General features: G+C 66.0%; 16 protein-coding genes. 13 read left to right on the top strand and 3 right to left on the bottom strand.

Annotated features, from left to right (window positions below):
- Positions 1 to 380: 380 nt before the first annotated feature.
- From A9975_RS26445 to fumC, 10 genes are all read left to right on the top strand, one after another.
- On the top strand, positions 381 to 863 hold the full coding sequence (locus A9975_RS26445) for an MSMEG_0572/Sll0783 family nitrogen starvation response protein (RefSeq protein WP_043356207.1): 483 nt from the start codon (positions 381 to 383) through the stop codon (positions 861 to 863).
- A gap of 59 nt (positions 864 to 922) precedes the next feature.
- On the top strand, positions 923 to 1,939 hold the full coding sequence (locus A9975_RS26440; RefSeq protein WP_150988917.1) for a Nit6803 family nitrilase: 1,017 nt from the start codon (positions 923 to 925) through the stop codon (positions 1,937 to 1,939).
- On the top strand, positions 1,890 to 3,023 hold the full coding sequence (locus A9975_RS26435) for an MSMEG_0568 family radical SAM protein (RefSeq protein ID WP_183035332.1): 1,134 nt from the start codon (positions 1,890 to 1,892) through the stop codon (positions 3,021 to 3,023). The genes A9975_RS26440 and A9975_RS26435 overlap by 50 nt, the downstream gene beginning before the upstream one ends.
- The gene (locus tag A9975_RS26430; protein WP_183035331.1) at positions 3,020 to 3,565 is read left to right on the top strand and encodes an MSMEG_0567/Sll0786 family nitrogen starvation N-acetyltransferase; all 546 of its coding nucleotides are present in this window, start codon (positions 3,020 to 3,022) and stop codon (positions 3,563 to 3,565) included. The genes A9975_RS26435 and A9975_RS26430 overlap by 4 nt, the downstream gene beginning before the upstream one ends.
- On the top strand, positions 3,562 to 4,590 hold the full coding sequence (locus A9975_RS26425) for a sll0787 family AIR synthase-like protein (protein ID WP_183035330.1): 1,029 nt from the start codon (positions 3,562 to 3,564) through the stop codon (positions 4,588 to 4,590). Before A9975_RS26430 ends, A9975_RS26425 begins: the two co-directional genes overlap by 4 nt.
- Entirely contained in the window at positions 4,581 to 4,868 is a 288-nt protein-coding gene (locus A9975_RS26420; RefSeq protein WP_150988928.1) for an MSMEG_0570 family nitrogen starvation response protein, read from the top strand. Before A9975_RS26425 ends, A9975_RS26420 begins: the two co-directional genes overlap by 10 nt.
- Before the next feature lie 53 nt (positions 4,869 to 4,921).
- Positions 4,922 to 6,205 carry an MSMEG_0569 family flavin-dependent oxidoreductase gene (locus tag A9975_RS26415; protein ID WP_183035329.1) on the top strand — a complete coding sequence of 428 codons (1,284 nt, stop codon included), beginning with the start codon at positions 4,922 to 4,924 and terminating at the stop codon, positions 6,203 to 6,205.
- Between the two features lies 1 nt (position 6,206).
- Positions 6,207 to 7,070 (top strand): Pnap_2097 family protein, encoded by an 864-nt coding sequence (locus tag A9975_RS26410; protein WP_183035328.1) that lies wholly within the window; start codon positions 6,207 to 6,209, stop codon positions 7,068 to 7,070.
- Positions 7,067 to 9,190: a methylmalonyl-CoA mutase gene (gene scpA / locus A9975_RS26405; protein ID WP_183035327.1), complete on the top strand. Its 2,124-nt coding sequence runs from the start codon at positions 7,067 to 7,069 to the stop codon at positions 9,188 to 9,190. Before A9975_RS26410 ends, scpA begins: the two co-directional genes overlap by 4 nt.
- A 392-nt stretch (positions 9,191 to 9,582) precedes the next feature.
- A complete protein-coding gene (gene fumC, locus A9975_RS26400; RefSeq protein ID WP_150988940.1) occupies positions 9,583 to 10,986 on the top strand; it encodes a class II fumarate hydratase in 1,404 nt (467 codons plus the stop codon).
- A 162-nt stretch (positions 10,987 to 11,148) separates the two neighbouring features.
- Here the strand turns inward: fumC and A9975_RS26395 are convergent, their stop codons facing one another.
- From A9975_RS26395 to A9975_RS26385, 3 genes are all read right to left on the bottom strand, one after another.
- Positions 11,149 to 11,571, bottom strand: coding sequence for a hypothetical protein (locus tag A9975_RS26395; RefSeq protein ID WP_370565590.1), 423 nt, complete (start codon positions 11,569 to 11,571; stop codon positions 11,149 to 11,151).
- Between the two features lie 68 nt (positions 11,572 to 11,639).
- Positions 11,640 to 12,422: a hypothetical protein gene (locus A9975_RS26390; RefSeq protein ID WP_183035325.1), complete on the bottom strand. Its 783-nt coding sequence runs from the start codon at positions 12,420 to 12,422 to the stop codon at positions 11,640 to 11,642.
- Positions 12,423 to 12,672: 250 nt separating this feature from the next.
- Positions 12,673 to 14,898, bottom strand: a complete 2,226-nt coding sequence (locus tag A9975_RS26385; RefSeq protein ID WP_183035324.1) for a TonB-dependent siderophore receptor — start codon at positions 14,896 to 14,898, stop codon at positions 12,673 to 12,675.
- A 559-nt stretch (positions 14,899 to 15,457) separates the two neighbouring features.
- On the opposite strand from A9975_RS26385, the gene A9975_RS26380 reads away from it, so the two are divergent.
- The 3 genes from A9975_RS26380 (at position 15,458) to A9975_RS26370 (ending at position 18,118) form a co-directional block, all read left to right on the top strand.
- Positions 15,458 to 16,324 (top strand): IclR family transcriptional regulator, encoded by an 867-nt coding sequence (locus A9975_RS26380; RefSeq protein ID WP_183035323.1) that lies wholly within the window; start codon positions 15,458 to 15,460, stop codon positions 16,322 to 16,324.
- Between the two features lie 24 nt (positions 16,325 to 16,348).
- A complete protein-coding gene (locus tag A9975_RS26375) occupies positions 16,349 to 17,290 on the top strand; it encodes a dihydrodipicolinate synthase family protein (protein WP_183035322.1) in 942 nt (313 codons plus the stop codon).
- A gap of 126 nt (positions 17,291 to 17,416) precedes the next feature.
- Entirely contained in the window at positions 17,417 to 18,118 is a 702-nt protein-coding gene (locus A9975_RS26370; RefSeq protein WP_255503478.1) for an SDR family NAD(P)-dependent oxidoreductase, read from the top strand.
- Positions 18,119 to 18,235 lie beyond the last annotated feature (117 nt).

Below are 18,235 nucleotides of genomic sequence, written 5' to 3'. Positions count from 1 at the left end.
GGGTTAGCTGAGGCCTCAGGCTACCACAATGATCGTTTTTTGCGCTTAAATTGATCGTATTTTTGTTTGCGCAATGATGGTGCGATCTAGCGGGATTGCACCGCTTCCGGGCGTGTTTCCCGGCTGGCGCGGTCCACCACGGTGCATGGCGGCAAAAGGCCCGTAGTGGACCCGTAGTGGGCCGGTAGCGGCTAACGCACAAGCGTTTCCCGCACATTTCGCCATCCGGGAAATCGGCGATGCGATCAATGAGCGATTCGCTGCTTGATCGGGCATTGATCGCATGATTGGGCGTGGCAGATGGCATGTCCCATGCTCAAGGTTTGGTGTCGGCCCAGCGCCGATCGATCGACAGATCCACCAACCCTATGGAGTGCAACATGCCCGCAGTGAACAAACCGGCCCACAAGAAAGGCGACTTCCTGGTCGACTACGAAGAGAAGGTATTCGAGGACGTCAAGGCAGAACCGGGCGAGAAGGCGCTGGTCACCTTTCACACCGTGGCCTTCGAAGGCTCGATCGGCTTCGTCAACCTGTTGCAGGCCACGCGCCTGCAACGCAAGGGCTTCGAGACCTCCATCCTGCTGTACGGCCCGGGCGTGACGCTGGGCCTGCAGCGCGGTTTTCCCACGCTGGGCGACGAAGCTTTCGCCGGCCATCTCAACTTCAACAAGCAGATCACCAAGTTCATGGACGAGGGCGGCAAGGTCTACGCCTGCCGCTTTGCGCTGCAAGCGCTGTATGGCCATGGCGAAGCGTCGCTGATTGAAGGCATCCGCCCGATCAGCCCGCTCGATGTGCTGGACCTGAAGCTGATCCACCGCAAGGAGAACGCGCTGATCCTGGATACCTGGACGGTTTAAGGCTTCAACGCATTCACGCATTCATGCATTCACGCTGAAAAGAAAGGGCGGGCATCACCATGTCACAGAAACGCATTGTGCGCGCGGCCGCGGTCCAGATCTCACCGGACCTGGAGCACGGCGAAGGCACGCTTGGCAAAGTCTGCGAGGCCATCGACCGCGCCGCACGGGAAGGCGTGCAGCTGATCGTCTTTCCGGAAACCTTCCTGCCGTACTACCCGTACTTCTCCTTTGTACGGCCACCCGTGCAATCCGGTAGCGACCATATGCGGCTGTACGAGCAGGCGGTGGTGGTGCCCGGCCCCGTCACCCATGCCGTGTCCGAGCGCGCGCGCCGGCACGCCATGGTGGTGGTGCTCGGCGTCAACGAGCGCGACCACGGCAGTCTTTACAACACGCAGCTCATCTTTGATACCGACGGCCGCCTGGTGCTCAAGCGCCGCAAGATCACGCCGACGTTCCATGAGCGGATGATCTGGGGCCAGGGCGACGCGGCCGGCCTGAAGGTGGCCGAAACCGCCATCGGCCGTGTGGGCGCGCTGGCTTGCTGGGAGCACTACAACCCGCTGGCCCGCTACGCGCTGATGACCCAGCACGAGGAAATCCACTGCAGCCAGTTTCCCGGCTCGCTGGTGGGCCCCATCTTTGCCGATCAGATCGAAGTCACCATCCGCCATCACGCGCTGGAGTCCGGCTGCTTCGTGGTCAACGCCACCGGCTGGCTGACCGACGAGCAGATCGCCTCGGTGACCACCGACCCCGCCTTGCAAAAGGCGCTGCGCGGCGGCTGCAACACCGCCATCGTGTCGCCGGAGGGCCAGCACCTGGCGCCGCCGCTGCGCGAGGGCGAAGGCATGGTGATTGCCGACCTGGATATGTCGCTGATCACCAAGCGCAAGCGAATGATGGATTCGGTGGGGCATTACGCCCGGCCTGAATTGCTCAGTCTTGCCATCAACGACCGGCCGGCGGCGACCGCATCGCCCATGGCCAGCGCATTCTCCAACTACCACGGGAGCACCCACCATGAACTCCAGCGAGATGACGCCGGCCTCGAGCCGGTTGTCGGTAACTGAGCTTCGGACCGAGCTGCAATCGGTCGGGCTGCGCCTGCTGGACCCCGCAGCGGGCGCGGCCAGCCGGCGCGGCGGCGCGGGCCCGTCCGACCACAAGGCGGTGACCGTGGATGGCGTGACCATCATGGTGCCGGTGCATACCAATACCGCCTGGCATTCGCCGTACGTGGCGTCGGCGCCGGATGGCAAGGGCACCAGCGCGCTGCTGCGCGGCACCATCCCGATCGCGAACATCAGCTTTCCGAAAGCGCCGCGCTTCTATGCGCTGCAGACGATGGAGGGCGTGCCGTACTCGCACATCGCCACGCTGCACAGCGCGGACGTGCTGGCCACCACGGTGCTGCAAACCTGCATCCGCTACGAGAGCCGGCGCAAGACCTGCAAGTTCTGCGCGATCGGGCAATCGGTCGCGGCCGGTCGCACCATTGCGCGCAAGACGCCGGAGCAACTGGCCGAAGTGGCGCGCGCCGCCGTGCTGCTGGACGGCGTCAAGCATATGGTGCTGACCACCGGCACGCCGCCCACGCCGGACCGCGGCGCCGCGATTCTTTGCGAAAGCGCTTTTGCCATCAAGGCTGCGGTGGACCTGCCCATCCAGGCGCAATGCGAGCCGCCGGACGACGACCGCTGGTTCGAACGCATGAAAGCCTCCGGCATCGATACGCTGGGCATGCACCTGGAAGTGGTCACGCCCGCCCTGCGCGAGCGGATCATGCCGGGCAAGGCGGCGGTGCCGATCAGCCGCTATATGGAAGCCTTCAAGGCTGCAGTCGCCGTGTTCGGCCGGGGGCAGGTGAGCACCTATATCCTCGCCGGGCTCGGCGATAGCGTTGAGACCATCCTGTCGATCTCGAAGGAACTGGTTGCGCTTGGCGTCTATCCCTTCGTGGTGCCCTTCGTGCCCATCACCGGCACGCCGCTGGAAGACCATCCCGCGCCGCCGCCTGAATTCATGAAGGCCATCCTCAAGCCGCTGGGCGCGATGATCAGCGCGGCGGGCATGCGCTCGGCGGATATCAAGGCGGGCTGCGGCAAGTGCGGCGCCTGCTCCTCGCTGTCTTCGTATGAAGAGGTGGCGGCATGAACGACGATCTCTGTGTGGAAGTGCCCGCGGCCACGACGTTTCGCATCCGCTGGGTCGGGGCGCAGTGGGAGGCCGACGAGGCCATGGCGCTGCGCCGGGCGGTGTTCTGCCATGAGCAGGGCATCTTTGTTGGCGACGACCGCGACGCGATCGACGACACCGCGCAGTTGCTGGTGGCGGTGAAGTGCGAGGCGGATGCGCCGGAGACGGTGGTCGGCACCGTGCGCATCCACGAGACCGAGCCCGGCGTGTGGTTTGGCTCCCGGCTGGCCGTGCACGCCGCGTACCGCAGCCACGGCAAGATCGGCGCGACGCTGATCAAGCTGGCGGTGAGCAGCGCCAACGGGCTGGGCTGCACCCGATTCCTCGCGCATGTGCAGAGCCAGAATGTGCCGTTGTTCCGCCGCCTGCATTGGGACGTGCTGGCCGAGGAAACGCTGCTTGGCCGCCCGCACCACCTGATGCAGGCGGACCTGGACCATTACCCGGCGTGCCTGACGCCGCGCGTTGGCCTGTCGACACTGGGCAGGAGCGGGGTATGAACGTCGCGCAGATCGTGGAAAGCCTGCGCGCCAGCCGCGGCTTTGGCCACAAGACCGATATCGCCGGCGTGCTGTCGTCGCTGGGCAATGCGCTGCCGGGCGGCATGCGCGATCTCGGCCAGGCGGTGGCGGTGGGCGACGATTGCGCCGCGATTGCCGACCATGACGGCTACCTGCTGTTCGCGATCGAAGGCATGGTCCGGGATTTCATCGATGCCAGGCCGTGGTTCGCGGGCTACAGCGCGGTGATGGTCAACGTCAGTGATATCTATGCCATGGGCGGCCGTCCGCTGGCGGTGGTGGACGCCATCTGGAGCGACGGCGTGGCGCAGGCCGCCGAAGTGCTCAAGGGCATGGCGGCGGCCTCCGCAGCTTATGGCGTGCCCATCGTCGGCGGGCATAGCAATGCCCGCAGCGATCAGGCCCAGCTTGCGGTGGCCATTGTCGGGCGGGCGCGGCGCCTGCTATCGAGCTTCGCGGCGCGCCCGGGCGACCGGTTGCTGATGGCCGTCGATTTGCGTGGCGCCTTTGCCGAGCCGTACCCGTACTGGAACGCCTCCACCGAAGCGCCGCCCGCGCGGCTGCGGGCCGATCTCGAACTGCTGCCCGCGCTGGCCGAGGACGGCCTGTGCGTCGCGGCCAAGGACATCAGCATGGCCGGCACGCTGGGCACGGCGCTGATGCTGCTGGAGTGCTCCGGCGTGGGCGCGCGGATCGACCTGGGCCGCATCCCGGCGCCCGTGGGGGTGCCGATGGCGCGCTGGCTCACGGCATTCCCGAGCTACGGCTTCCTGCTGGCCGTGCGCGAGCAGGACGCGGAGCGTGTGAGCGAGCGATTCAAGGCGCGGGACATTGCCTGCGCGGAGATCGGCGTCATCGACGATTCGCGGCAGGTCTTGGTCAGCGGCGCCGGCGAAACCGCGCTGCTGTGGGATTTCGCGCGCGATGCATTTATCGTCCCGCAGGCTGGTTGCCCGGCGCGGGATGCCACCCCATCGATGCCTGAGGAGAGGCCATGCCAGTGACACATTTCCGGGTACGTTGGCCCGATCAGACCGAGGTCACCTGTTATTCCCCGTCCTCGGTGGTCACCGAGTTCTTTGTCCCGGGACAGGACTACGCGCTCGCCGAGTTCCTGGCGATCGCCAGGCAGGCGCTTGGCAGTGCCTCGGAGCGCGTCAGGGCGAAGTATGGCTATGCCTGCTCCTCTGCCATGGACCAGCTTGAACAGATCGAGACCACCGCCGCGCGTTTTTGCGCGCAGCCTGGCGCCACGGTGCGCGTGATCGGCTTTGGCCGGTAGCCCGGTTTGCGCAGGCCTTAGCGTATTTTTCAGCATTCAAGGAAGGACCCAACATGTCTACCCCTCTTAACGAAACCCAGGCCACTGGCTCGCTCAAGCACTACAGCGTCATCATCGTCGGTGGCGGCCAGGCTGGCTTGTCCATGAGCTACTACCTCAAGCAGGCCGGCATCGATCATCTCGTCATCGAGAAGCACACCGTCACCCACACCTGGCGCAGCCAGCGCTGGGATGCCTTCTGCCTGGTCACGCCAAACTGGCAGTGTGCCTTGCCCGGCTATCCCTACCAGGGCAACGACCCGCACGGTTTCATGAAGAAGGACGAGATCACCGCCTACCTCGATGGCTTTATCGGCATGGTGAATGCGCCGGTGCTGGAGCACACCGAGGTGTTGCGCGTGAAGCCGCTGGAGCAGGGCGGCTATCTGGTCTGCACCTCGCAGGGCGACTTCACCGCCGGTCAGGTGGTGGTGGCCTCAGGCGGCTATCACACGCCGATCGTGCCGCGCATGGCCGAGCGCCTGCCGGCGGGCATCCGGCAGATCCAGTCCTCCGAGTACCGCAGCCCGCAGGCCTTGCCGGAGGGCGGCGTGCTGGTGGTGGGTTCCGGCCAGTCCGGCGCGCAGATTGCCGAAGACCTGCACCTGGCGGGCCGCAAGGTGTTCCTGGCGGTGGGACAGGCGCCGCGCTGCGCGCGCTTCTACCGTGGCCGCGACGTGGTGGACTGGCTGGCCGACATGCAGTACTACGACATGCCGGTGCAGGAGCATCCGCTGCGCGAGGGCGTGCGAGACAACACCAATCACTATGTGACCGGCCGCGATGGCGGGCGCGACATCGACCTGCGCAAGTTCGCCACCGAAGGCATGGAGCTGTTCGGCGCGCTGGAGGATTTCCATGACGGCAAGCTGCGCTTCACGCCGAACCTGAAGGCCAACCTGGATGATGCGGACGACACCTACAACCGCATCAACGCCAGCATCGACAAATTCATCGACAAGCACGGCATCGCCGCGCCGCCCGCCAGCACGTATGCGCCGGTCTGGTCGCCGGGCGAGGAGCGTTGGGCACTGGACCTGGCGCAGGCGGGCATTGGCACCATCGTCTGGTGCATCGGCTTTCGCCCGGATTTCAGCTGGCTGGAGGCGCCGGTCTTCAACGGGCGCGGCTATCCCGGCCACGTGCGCGGCGTGACGGCGCAGGACGGCCTGTATTTCCTGGGCCTGCCGTGGCTGCACACCTGGGGCTCCGGGCGTTTCTCCGGCATTGCGCGCGATGCGGAATATCTGGCGGCCATCGTCAGCGAAAAGCGCGGCGCGCAAGCCTTGGCAGCCTGACATGTTCCGCGCGAGCACAAGCTATGTCGCCGGCATGCCGAACCTGTCCTATACCGGCCTGTCGGAGAACTGGCTGCTCAAGGCTTGCGGCGACCTGCACTGGCAAGGGCTGGCGGCGCTGTCCGGGCAGGCGTTGCCGGAGTTCCGGGACGCGCAGGGCAACAAGGCCTATGCCGCGTTCACCGCGATCCGGCTGCGGGAGGCATCGCTGGAAGGGCTTGGCGAAAACGATGGCTTCTCGGTGAACACGCAGCTGATGCGGGTGGCCGGCGCGCGCCACTTCAGCACGCATGCACTGAGGCGCGATGGCGATGGTGATGGCGAAGGTGATAGTGACGGGCCAGGCACCAGGCGGGCCGAGGTATCGATGGTGTCCACCTTTATCCGCCGTGAGCGCGAGCGCGACAATCGTTCGGTGGTCAGGGCCGCTTTCAACCTGCCGGCGGACGGGCCGCCACCTGCTGCGGCGGCGGAGATGGGCGCGCTGGCCAAGCGCTTCCGGGCGGGCGACTGGTCCTCCCATCTTGGCCTGGAGCGGGCACGGCACCTCGGCAGCCACATGGCCGAGTACCTGCCTTGCCCCTATGCCGACTTCAACGGCGCGGACCTGCTCTACTTCGCCAACTTCCAGGCCATCGTCGATCGTGCCGAATGGCAATGGCAGCGTTTCGACGAGCCGCCGGTGATTGCCGGGCGCGACCTGTTCTTCCACGGCAACGTCAACCTTGGCGAAGCGCTGGAGCTGTCGTTCTCCGCGGTGGAGTTCGGGCAGGGCGGGCTGGCCCATTGGTGCGAGGTGCGGCGCGGCAGCGACGGCGAGAAGATCGCCGATGTGGTGACACGCAAGCGTTGGAGAGTGCGATGAGCGCAGACAAGGATGGCGGACTGGCGCGCAAGCCCGTCTACACGGCCGCCGACCTGGACGGGCTGCAGCATCTGGGCAGCCTGCCAGGCGAGGCGCCGTTCGTGCGCGGGCCGCATCGCTCCATGTACGCGGGCAAGCCATGGACCATCCGGCAGTACGCGGGCTTTGCCGACGCCACCGCCTCCAACCTGGCATTCCGGCAGGCGCTGGCGCAGGGGGCGCAGGGTTTGTCGGTCGCGTTCGATCTGCCGACCCATCGTGGCTATGACTCCGATCACCCGCTGGCGCAGGCGGATGTTGGCATGGCTGGCGTGGCGATCGATTCCGTCGAGGACATGAAGCGCCTGTTCGATGGCATCGCGCTGGACCGCGTCTCCGTCTCCATGACCATGAGCGGCGCCGTATTGCCGGTACTGGCCGCGTTCCTGGTGAGCGCCGAAGAAGCCGGCGTGCCGCTCGATCAGCTCAGCGGCACGATCCAGAATGACATCCTCAAGGAGTACATGGTCCGCAACACGTGGATCTTTGCGCCCGGGCCGTCGATGCGGATCTGCGCGGATGTGGTGGCTTACCTGTCGCGGCATGTGCCCCGGTTCAACGGCATGTCGATCTCCGGCTACCACTTCCAGGAAGCCGGGGCGGACCCGGTGCTGGAACTGGCGCTGACGCTGGCCAACGGGCAGGAATACGTCAGGCAGATGGCCGCGCGCGGGCTGGATGTGGATGCGTTTTGCGCTCGCCTGAGCTTCTTCTTTGGCGTGGGCAAGGATTTCTTCACCGAGATCGCCAAGCTGCGCGCCGCGCGCCTGCTGTGGTCCGGGATCGTCCGCGAGCTGGGTGCCACCACGGATCGGGCAACCATGCTGCGCACGCACTGCCAGACCTCGGGGTGGTCGCTGGCGGCCACGCAGCCGGACAACAACATCGTGCGGACCACGGTGGAAGCCATGGCTGCGGTGTTTGGCGGCACGCAGTCGCTGCACACCAATGCCTATGACGAAGCGCTGGCATTGCCCAGCGCCGCATCCGCCCGGCTCGCGCGGGACACCCAACTGATCCTGCAGCACGAGATGGGCCTGTGCGACGTGGCCGACCCATGGGCGGGCTCCTACATGATGGAAGCGCTCACGGCGCAAATGGCGGACAAGGTGCGCGCGCTGATGGCGGAGATTGCCGCTGCCGGTGGCGTGCTGGCCGCGATCGACTCAGGCTGGGTCCATGAGCGGATTCATCGCGCGGCCGTGACCACGCAGGCCGATATCGACGAAGGGCGGCGCGCGATCGTCGGCGTCAACCGCTACCAGGCGGGGGCCGATGAGGCGCCCGCCTGCCTGGAGATCGATGGGCGGCAGGTCCGGGCGCAGCAGGGCGAGCGGCTGGCCTGCCTGAAGGCAAGCCGCGATGGCGTAGCCGTGGCACAGGCGCTGCGCGCATTGGCGCACGCCGCGCGCGGCGGCGAGCAAAACCTGCTGCCGCTGACCATGAACGCCATCCGCTGCCGCGCGACCCTTGGCGAGTGCACGCAGGCGCTGGAACTGGTGTGGCCGCGCCATGCGATGGCGCCTCGCTACGTGCGCCAAGCCTACGGCGAGGCCGTGCACGACAGCCCGGCCTGGGACGCGGCCCGCGCGCAGGTCCGTGCGCTGGCCGCGCGCCTGGGCAGGCCAGCGCGCATCCTCATTGCCAAGCTGGGGCAGGACGGGCATGACCGCGGGGCCAAGGCCGTGGCCGCGGCGCTGTCCGATGCCGGGTTCGCGGTTACGCTGGGGCCGCTGTTCCAGTCGCCGCAGGACGCCGTGGCGATGGCCCTGCACGGGCAGGTCGACGCCGTGGGCGCATCGTCCCTGGCGGGTGCGCACCTGGCGTTGCTGCCTTGCCTGATCGATGGACTGCGCGATGGACTGCGCGATGGCCTGCGCGCTGGCCGGCCCGGCGTGCTTGTCTTCGCGGGCGGCGTGATTCCCGCCAGCCACGCCCGGCGGCTGCGCGCCCAGGGCGTGAGCGCGATCTTCGGGCCGGGTGCCACCATGGCGGCCATCGTCATGGGGATCGCGGGCGCGTTGCTGCGGCATGCGGGCAAGGCGAGCTTGCCCGATGCCCAGCTGGAAAGTGCCGGCTAGCGCTCGCGCCGGGGCCGTTGTCGCTGCTTCGCCGGCCAGCCATCCCGCCCGCCTTGCCCGCTTGGCGCACGGCCCGCGAACCCCTTTCATTTCGTCGGGATTCATTGCCCATGGCCAGCGCCTGGGCTATCGTTCGTCTTGGCTCGAAGCGGCTGCGGGAACGCATGCGGCTGGGCTGCCCCCCGCAAAAGGAAAACGGAGAGACCATATCGTCCTCCCGCTGTACGGCGAACTACAGCGCAGTACAGCGCACAACTGAAAAGATCAACGCATGTCACGCCCTGGCCGCCACTGGCGCTGGCGTTTGTTCCGGCTCGGTGATGGGTGCCTCCAGGTCCAGGTTGCCCAGTACCGGGCGATCCTTGACGTAGTTTGTTTGGAGAGTGTCTTCCATGCCCGCATTCCGTTCCGAAACCGATTCGATGGGCGCCATCGATGTGCCCGCAGATCGCTACTGGGGCGCGCAGACGCAGCGTTCCACCATTAATTTCCCGATCGGGGTGAGCCGCTTCCGCTGGCAGCGGCCGGTGATCCGCGCGCTGGGCATCCTCAAGCGCGCGGCGGCCGAGGCCAATGCGGAGCTTGGCGAATTGCCGCCCGACATCGGCCGGCTGATCGTGCAGGCGGCCGACGAGGTCATCTCCGGCAAGCTGGATGAGCACTTCCCGCTGGTGGTGTTCCAGACCGGGTCCGGCACGCAATCGAACATGAACGCCAACGAGGTGATCTCCAACCGGGCCATCGAGATTGCCGGCGGGGAGCTCGGCAGCAAGAAGCCGGTGCATTCGAACGATCACGTGAACCGCGGCCAAAGCTCCAACGACACCTTCCCCACCGCCATGCACATCGCCGTGGTCGAGCAGATCCACACCAAGCTGCTGCCGGCGGTAGGCGCCTTGCGCGATACCCTGGCGGCCAAGGCGCAGGCATACCAGGACATCGTCAAGACGGGCCGCACCCACCTGCAGGACGCCACGCCCATCACCCTTGGCCAGGAAATCAGCGCCTGGGTGGCGCAGATCGATTTCGGGCTGCATGGCGTCAAGCTGGCTGAGCCGGGCTTGCTGGAACTGGCCATCGGCGGCACGGCGGTGGGCACCGGGCTGAACGCGCATCCGCAGTTTGGCGCGCGCGCGGCGGCCTATATCGCCGCGCTGACCGGCCATCCGTTTGTGGATGCGCCCAACAAGTTCTTCGCGCTCTCCGCGCACGACGCGCTGGTGCAAACCTCCGCTGCGCTGCGCACGCTGTCCGGCGGCCTGATGAAGATGGCCAACGACGTGCGCTGGCTGGCCTCGGGCCCGCGCTGCGGCATTGGCGAGCTCAACATCCCCGAGAACGAGCCGGGCTCGTCGATCATGCCCGGCAAGGTCAACCCGACCCAGTGCGAGGCCATGACCATGGTGTGCGCGCAGGTGTTCGGCAACGACGCCACGGTGGCCTTCGCCGGCAGCCAGGGCAATTTCCAGCTCAACGTGTACAAGCCGGTGATGGTCCACAACGTGCTGGAAAGCATCGAGCTGATCGCCGATGCCTGCCTGGCCTTCAACGACCATTGCGCGCTCGGCATCGAGCCGAACCTGCCGAAGATTGCCGAGAACCTCGACAAGAACCTGATGCTGGTGACGGCGCTGAACCGCCATATCGGCTACGACAAGGCGGCCGCCATTGCCAAGAAGGCGCACAAGGAAGGTCTGACGCTGAAGGCCGCCGCGCTGGCGCTGGGCTATCTCACCGAGGACGAATACGCGCGCTGGATCGTGCCCATCGAGATGACGCATCCGAACAAGGATTGAGCGGCCACCATTGAGACCGCTAGCTCCGGCGCGCACCGTGCCGCGCCGGAGCTGGATCGCCAGCAGCAGCAGGCAAACGGCAAGGATGGCCACGGTCAGCCAGCGCGTATGCCTGCGCACCCACTTGATCCCGCTTGCGTGCCACCAGCCACCAATGGCACCTTACTGCTTGCCACTGACCTGGTCGATCGTCCTGATCAGGTTGGCCAGCGATGCCTTGCAATCCGCCGCATTCGGCGTTCCGGCCCTGAGCGCCTCCAGCGCGCGATCGATCGCCTTGTCGACCACATGCCAGTCGGCTGCCGCACGCGGCTTCAGGCCCGCTTCGGCGGCGTCCCAGGAAACCTCCAGGTCCTTGATGCGCTTCTTCGCGCCGGCAAGGTCGCCCTTGTCGACGAGCGATGCCGTATCTGCCGCGATCGTGCGAAACGGGCTCAAGTCGCCCAGCTTTGACGCGGTTGCGGCTTCGGCCGCAGGGATCAGGCTCGTGGAAGAGAAGACGGCATAGCCCGGCAAACATGCCGCGAGCGCCAGCAATCCAATGGAGAAGGGGCGGGTGACAAGGGTAGTAAGGGGTTTGCGCATGGTGGTCTCCTGCTGCATGGAAGGGTTGGAGGCGATGAAGAGGGCAACGGCGCTGCCATCGGTGTCATTCATGGCGCCGTCGTTGTTCCCACGGCCTGGCTTGCATTGCGCTGGGCCATCGCGACCAGGGCGACGATGACGGCCAGGAAGATGCCGCTGGTCAGCGCCGCGCCGAAGCCAAGGCCGCCATAGGTCTGCGCCTGGGACAACAGGTCGCCCAGCGAGGCGCCGAGCGGGCGCGTCAGGATATAGGCGACCCAGAAGGTGAGAACGGCGTTGGCGCCGAGGTAGAACGCGGCTACGGTCAGAGCAAGGAGGGCGCCGAACACCAGGGTGCCGAGCTGGAAGCCCAGCCCCAGGGCTTCGGTGGCCAGGTCGCCCGCGGCGGTGCCGAGGGCAAAGGTGCAGAGAATCGCGGCCCAGTAGAAGAGCTCGCGGCGGCGCGAGCAGATCGTGCGGATGGAGAGTGTGCCTTCGCGTCGGTACCAGAACGCGAAAATTCCCGCCAGCATGACGGCGAAGACGGCCGTGCTCAGATACAGGCTCACGCCCAGGCCATCGGTGAGCGCATCGGTGATCTGCGTGCCGACGACGCTGACCAGCACCACGGTCAGCCAGTACATCCAGGGAACATAGCGATGCACCCGGACCTGCGCGAACAGTGCGATGGCCAGCAAGGCGCCCATGGCGCAGCCGGTGACGGCCTGGCCCAGCCCCGCGTTGACCGCGAGAAAATCGGCCCCCGTCTCGCCGACCGTGGTCGACAGGATCTTGATGATCCAGAAGCCCACGGTGACTTCGGGCACTTTGTTGAGCCAGGCTGGCATCGGCTGGGGGGACAGCGTGTTCATGGCGTGCTCCAGGTGTGCTATGCGCTGGGGGCGGGCTTGCCCTGTTGGTTGTTTTGGGGGGCTGGCGCGGGATTGGTCGCTCTGCGCAGTCCGTGGCGCAAGGTTATTTCGCCGTGGCTTAAGGCAGCATTAAGGCCGTGTGGAAAACAAGGCACCCTGCAACGGCGTGCCAATGAAAAAGGGCGCTCCGCGGAGCGCCCTCAAGGCTGAAAACTAAAAAGTAGAATGGAAGGCCGCTAGAAGCTAGAACTTACATATGGAAGTTCAGCGTCATCACCGCTGAACGGCCCGGCGCCCATGTTGCGTAGATTGGGTACGCGGCGGAGTAGTACTTCTTGTCGAAGAGGTTCTGCACGTTCAGTTGCACATCCACGGTCTTGGAGATGCGATACGTCGCCACCGCATCGAAACGCGCGTAGCCCGGCGTCCACTTGCGCGACGTTGCCGAGACCGAGGCGTAGGTCAGGCTGGAGATCGTGGCGCCGCCGCCGATCGACAACTTGGGCAGCACGTCGTAGTAGGTCCACAGCGTGACGTTGTGCTTGGGCACCATCACCATCGGCAGGCCGGATGCCGAGGCATTGGCGGAGCCGGCATCGATCGTGATGGCATCCAGGTAGGAGTAGCCGCCGAACACGCGCCACTTGCTGGTGAGGTTGCCGGCCACCCCCAGTTCCGCGCCGCGCACGCGTTGCTTGCCCGCGTTGACGATGCCGCCCAGGCCGTCGCTGACGCGCGCATTGGTCTTGTCGGTCTGGAACAGCGCCGAGGTCAGCGACAGGCGGCGGTCCAGCGTGTCCCACTTGGCGCCCACTTCGATGTTGCGGCTGCGCTCGGGCGACAGGTCCTGGTTGGTTTTGGTGATCTGGTCGGTACCGCCTCCCAGGCCGCTGTTGGCGCCCGGCGGATTGGCCGACGTACCGTAGGAGGCATACAAACTGACCGTGTCGACCGGCTTGAACACCAGGCCAAGCTGGTAGCTGAACAGGTTGGCGGTGTTCTTCAGGTCCGGCGTGCCGGCCTGCACGGCGGTGACGTCGAAGCGGTCGAAGCGCGTGCCGGCGTTGAACAGCCAGCGATCGCTCAGCTTCACGCTGTCGAACAGGTAGGCGGACGAGACATTGGTGCGGGTGCTGGTGGGCGCGCCGGGGAAGCTCTTGTCGCCGTTGAGCACGGTGCTGCCGGTCCACGGGGCGTTGGCATTCCACGCGCCGATCGCGGTGCAGTTGTAGGCGATCGTGCAGGGGCCGCCTGTGCGGATATTGTTGCCCGCGCTGTCGCTCACCAGGTAGCCCTCGTACAGGCTGCGCTCCCAGCTGAATTCCACACCGGCCGTGAGCGTGTGCTGCATGCCAAGCAACGTGGCCTTGCCGGACAGCTCGGTCTGGTTGGAGACGCTGTTGGTGGCGTATTTCCCGCTCTTGGCTTGCAGCTGGAGGAGGTTCGCGCTGGCGTTCAGGAACTGCGGGTTGGTGGCGATGTAGTCCAGCGTGGAGCGGCCGAACATGGTGGTGTTGCGCACCTTCCAGTTGTCGTCCACGCGGTGCTCGATGCGGATCTCGCCGGTGTCCGTCTGCCCGCGGCGGTAGTCGCGGTTGTTCAGGCCGTAGAACTGCGAGCGCTGGATGCTGGTTCCCGCCCCGGGCGTGCCGCCGCTCGAGCGGAACGGCACGCTGAAGTCCGGCATGTCGTAGGTGTTGACGTGGTAGTAGCTCAGCGACACCGTGGTCGGCGTGTTCAGCCCGAACGCGACCGACGGCGCCACGCCCCAGCGCTTGCTGTAGACATCGTTGCGGCCGGCCTGGTTGGCGTCGTGGCCCATCACGTTCAGGCGCACCGCGGTCTCGTCGTTGATGCGGCGGTTGACGTCGAGCGTGGCGCGCTTGTAGGCCTCGGTGCCCAGCCCCAGGCTGGCATTGGTGAAGTCATCCGCCTTGGGCATCTTGGTGACGATGTCGATGCTGCCGCCAACCGCGCCACGTCCCGCATAAACCGAATCCGGGCCCTTGATGACGCTGATCTGCTCTACCGCGAAGGTCTCGCGGTTCTGCACGCCGGAGTCGCGCATGCCGTCGACAAAGATCGAGTTGCGCGACTCGAAGCCGCGAATCACCGGACGATCCGCGGAGGGGTTCGCCGCAGCGTCGCCGCCCAGGAAGGTGATGCCCGGCACGGTTTTCAACGCATCGGCGAAGGTCGTCGCATTGGTCTGCTTGAGCAGTTCCTCGGGGATCACCGTGACCGAGCGCGGCGTATCCAGCAGCGGTGCGACGAACTTGTACGAGGGCAGGCGCTTGGCCTGGAGCGGCGAATCGGCGGTGACAACGGCGGTGGGCAAGGTGGCTTCCTTCGCGTCGCCGGCGCCGGCGCCGGCGGCGGATTGCGCGAAGGCCGGCGTGGCGGCGAGGAAACCTGTGCAGTAAAGAGCACCAGCGGACGCGAGCAAACGCGCGCGCGTCTTCAGGGGAGCAGTCATGATTTCAGTGTTGCTAGGGGAGTCGATGCGCGCACGGGGCGCGGAAGATACCTGGTGTGCAAGGAACGAAAGGCGAGGCCAGGAATAGAAACCAATGCTTAGATTGAGAACGAGAATGCGAGTGATTCGCAATTGTGCAGCAGTGTAGCGATTCCGTCGCTAGTTGTAAATGTATGTTTAAGAGGAATTGTGCTGAATGCCGCGCAAGGCGGCGCGGCCCATTCAGTGAAAACCCTAGGAAATTCGCCCTTGCCCTGTCCTGTAAACGAGGTCTAGAATATTTCATATTGCGAATACAAGTTCGCAATCCGAATAAAAGGAGCGTCTTAGGGGCGCTGGGCAGGGTAAAAGAAGTGCCGTTGGTTGGCACTTTTTCTTAGCCCCAGTATTCAAATAAAAATTCGCAATCCGAATTTTTGGTGATACGGCAGCAATGCCGGTGTGTATCCACCCAACTTGAGCGAGGGCTTTCCTCCGTCAGTTCATCGAATTAAAATTCGGAATCCGAACTCGATTCCGGGTTTGCATCCAGAACGAAGAACTGACAGTGGAGATTGACATGGCTACCGAGAACTCCGTCCCGACCGCATCGAAGGCGAGCAGCGCGGGCGACGCATCCAAGAACACGGTGCAGTCGCTGGCGAAGGGCTTCCGCATTCTCGAAGCGTTCACGGCGCAGGAACCCGAGCTCACCATGGCGGAAGTCGCGCGCCGCTCCGGGCTGGACAATGCCACGGCCTTTCGTTTCCTCAACACGCTGGTGGATATCGGCTACGTGCAGCGCGTGCCGGACACGCGGCTGTTCCGGCTGTCGCTCAAGGTGCTGGACCTGGGCTTTGACGCCATCGCCCATGCCGACCTGCGCACGCGGGCAAGGCCGATCCTGCGCGCGCTGGTGGGGGAGATCAATGAAGCCGCTTCCATCGGCGTGCTGGATGGCCCTGACGTGCTTTACGCGGAACGGATCCAGGCCGGGCTGACGCGGCTTGGCGTGGATATCCGCATCGGCAGCCGGGTGCCGGCTTATTCCACGGCCGTGGGCTACGCCATCCTGGCGTGGCTGCCGCAGGACATGCAGGCCCGCGTGCTGGACGCCCAGCCCCGGCAGAAGCTGACCGACCACACGCTCACCGAGCTCGACACCATCCTCGATCGGCTCAAGACCGTGCGCGCCAAGGGCTATGCGTTGTCGGACCAGGAAACGGTGTCCGGCCTCTATGTGGTGGCCGCGCCGGTGCTGGATGTGGACGGCGTGCCGGTTGCCGGCCTGAGCGTGGCGGCACCTGCCATGAACACCTCGCTTGAAGATTTCGAATCGACCACGGCCCCGGCGGTAGTGCATGCCGCTACCGAGCTGGCCCGTGCGCTGCAACCCTCCGGCGGATTCATTCCGCCCACCTTGATACCCAACCGAACGCGCAAATAGCGCAAGCCACACCAGGAGACGAACGTGCCTGATATCAATTTCCACGGCATCATTCCCGCCATCGCAGTTCCCTTCAATGCGGACTACAGCATCAACGAGCCGGAGCTGCGCCGCTTTGCCCGGTGGCTGGGCGGCCAAGCTGGCGTGACCGCGTTGATGACCAATGGCCATACCGGTGAAGTCTTCTCGCTGACGCCGCGCGAGCGCGCCGAAGTGACCCGCATCACCGCCGACGCCACCCAGGGCATCTGCCCGGTGATCTCGTCAGTGGTCTGCGAAGGCATCAACGACGCCGTGGAACAAGCTGGCTGGGCCAAGGAAGCTGGCGCCGCCGGGCTCGATATCATGCCGCCGCATCACTGGCTGCGCTTTGGCTTCAAGCCGGAGCATTGTCTCGACTACTTCAACGCCATCGGCAAGGCCAGCGGGCTGCCGCTGGTGGTGCATATCTACCCGGCCTGGACCCGTGGCTCCTACTCGTCGGAGCTGCTCGCGGAACTGGCCAAGCTGCCCTATGTGAAGGCCTTCAAGATGGGCGAGCGCGAAATGAACAAATATGCGCGCGACATCAAGGAGATCCGCGCGGCCGATCCCACCAAGGTGCTGATGACCTGCCACGACGAATATCTGCTGTCGTCGATGGTGCAGGGCATCGACGGCGCGCTGGTCGGCTTTGCCTCGCTGATTCCCGGCCTGATCAATGACCTGCTCAAGGCGGTCAAGGCTGGCGACCTGCATGAAGCCATGCGCGTGCAGGCTCTGATCAACCCGCTCAAGGATGCGGTGTACGGCGCCGGCGAGCCCACGGGCGAAGCCCATGGCCGCATGAAGGCCGCCATGGCGCTGGCCGGCATCCTGCGCGATGGCACGGTGCGCCCGCCGACCCACGCACCGTCGGCCACCGAGCTGGCCGCGATCAAGGCCGCGCTGGAACACGCCGGCGTGACGCAGAGAGCGGCCGCCTGAGCCTGAACCTCGTCTGATCCAAGTCTGATCCGGGCCTGTACCGGCGCGCCATCCTGCCCTGCGGCCAGCGTGCCGAGGGGCGGGCCGCCGGCCATGCAATTCAAAGGGGCTTTGATGAGCCAATCCATGCAAGACGACGACACGTCCGCGGCGCGGACCAGGCACGCCCTGGTCACCGGCGCCAGCTCCGGTATCGGCGCGGCCATTGCCCGGCGGCTGCTGTCGGCGGGCTGGACCGTGACCGGGCTGGACCGCTCGCCGGCACCCAGCGCCGAGGGCTTCAACGGGATCGAAGTCGACCTGACCGATGCCGCGAGGCTTGCCGCCGCCGTGGCCACGTTGCCCCAGGTCGACGCCATCGTCCATGCCGCGGGATTCATGCGCACGGCGGTGCTTGGCGAGCTGAAGCCCGAGGACGGCGAGGGCATGTGGCGCATTCATGTGCAAGCCGCCTGCGTGCTGGCCAACGCGCTGATGCCGACGCTGCCGGATGGCGCGCGCATCGTGCTGATCGGCAGCCGCACGGCGGCGGGCGCGCCAGGGCGCAGCCAGTACGCCGCGACCAAGGCGGCGGTGGTGGGCATGGCGCGCTCCTGGGCCGCGGAGCTGGCGCCACGCGGCATCACTGTGAATGTGGTGGCGCCGGGCGCCACCGAGACCCCGATGCTGATCGACCCGGGACGCAAGGGCACGCCGCCGCGCACGCCGCCCATCGGGCGTTTTATCCGGCCCGATGAAGTGGCCGGGATGGTGAGCTTCCTGCTCGGGCCCGATGCCGGCGCCATCACCGGGCAGCAGATCCTGATTTGCGGCGGTGCTTCGCTGTAGCGCCGCCAGCCGACGTATCGAACCGCCTGATTCGCTGATTACCGAACGACCCCCGAATACCGGAATACCGGAATACCGGAATACCGGAATACCTGAACACCGGAACACTAGAACACT

This window comes from Cupriavidus sp. UME77, from assembly GCF_014170355.1.
Classification (GTDB): Bacteria; Pseudomonadota; Gammaproteobacteria; order Burkholderiales; family Burkholderiaceae; genus Cupriavidus; species Cupriavidus basilensis.
This window is presented reverse-complemented; position numbering and strand designations above follow the sequence as displayed.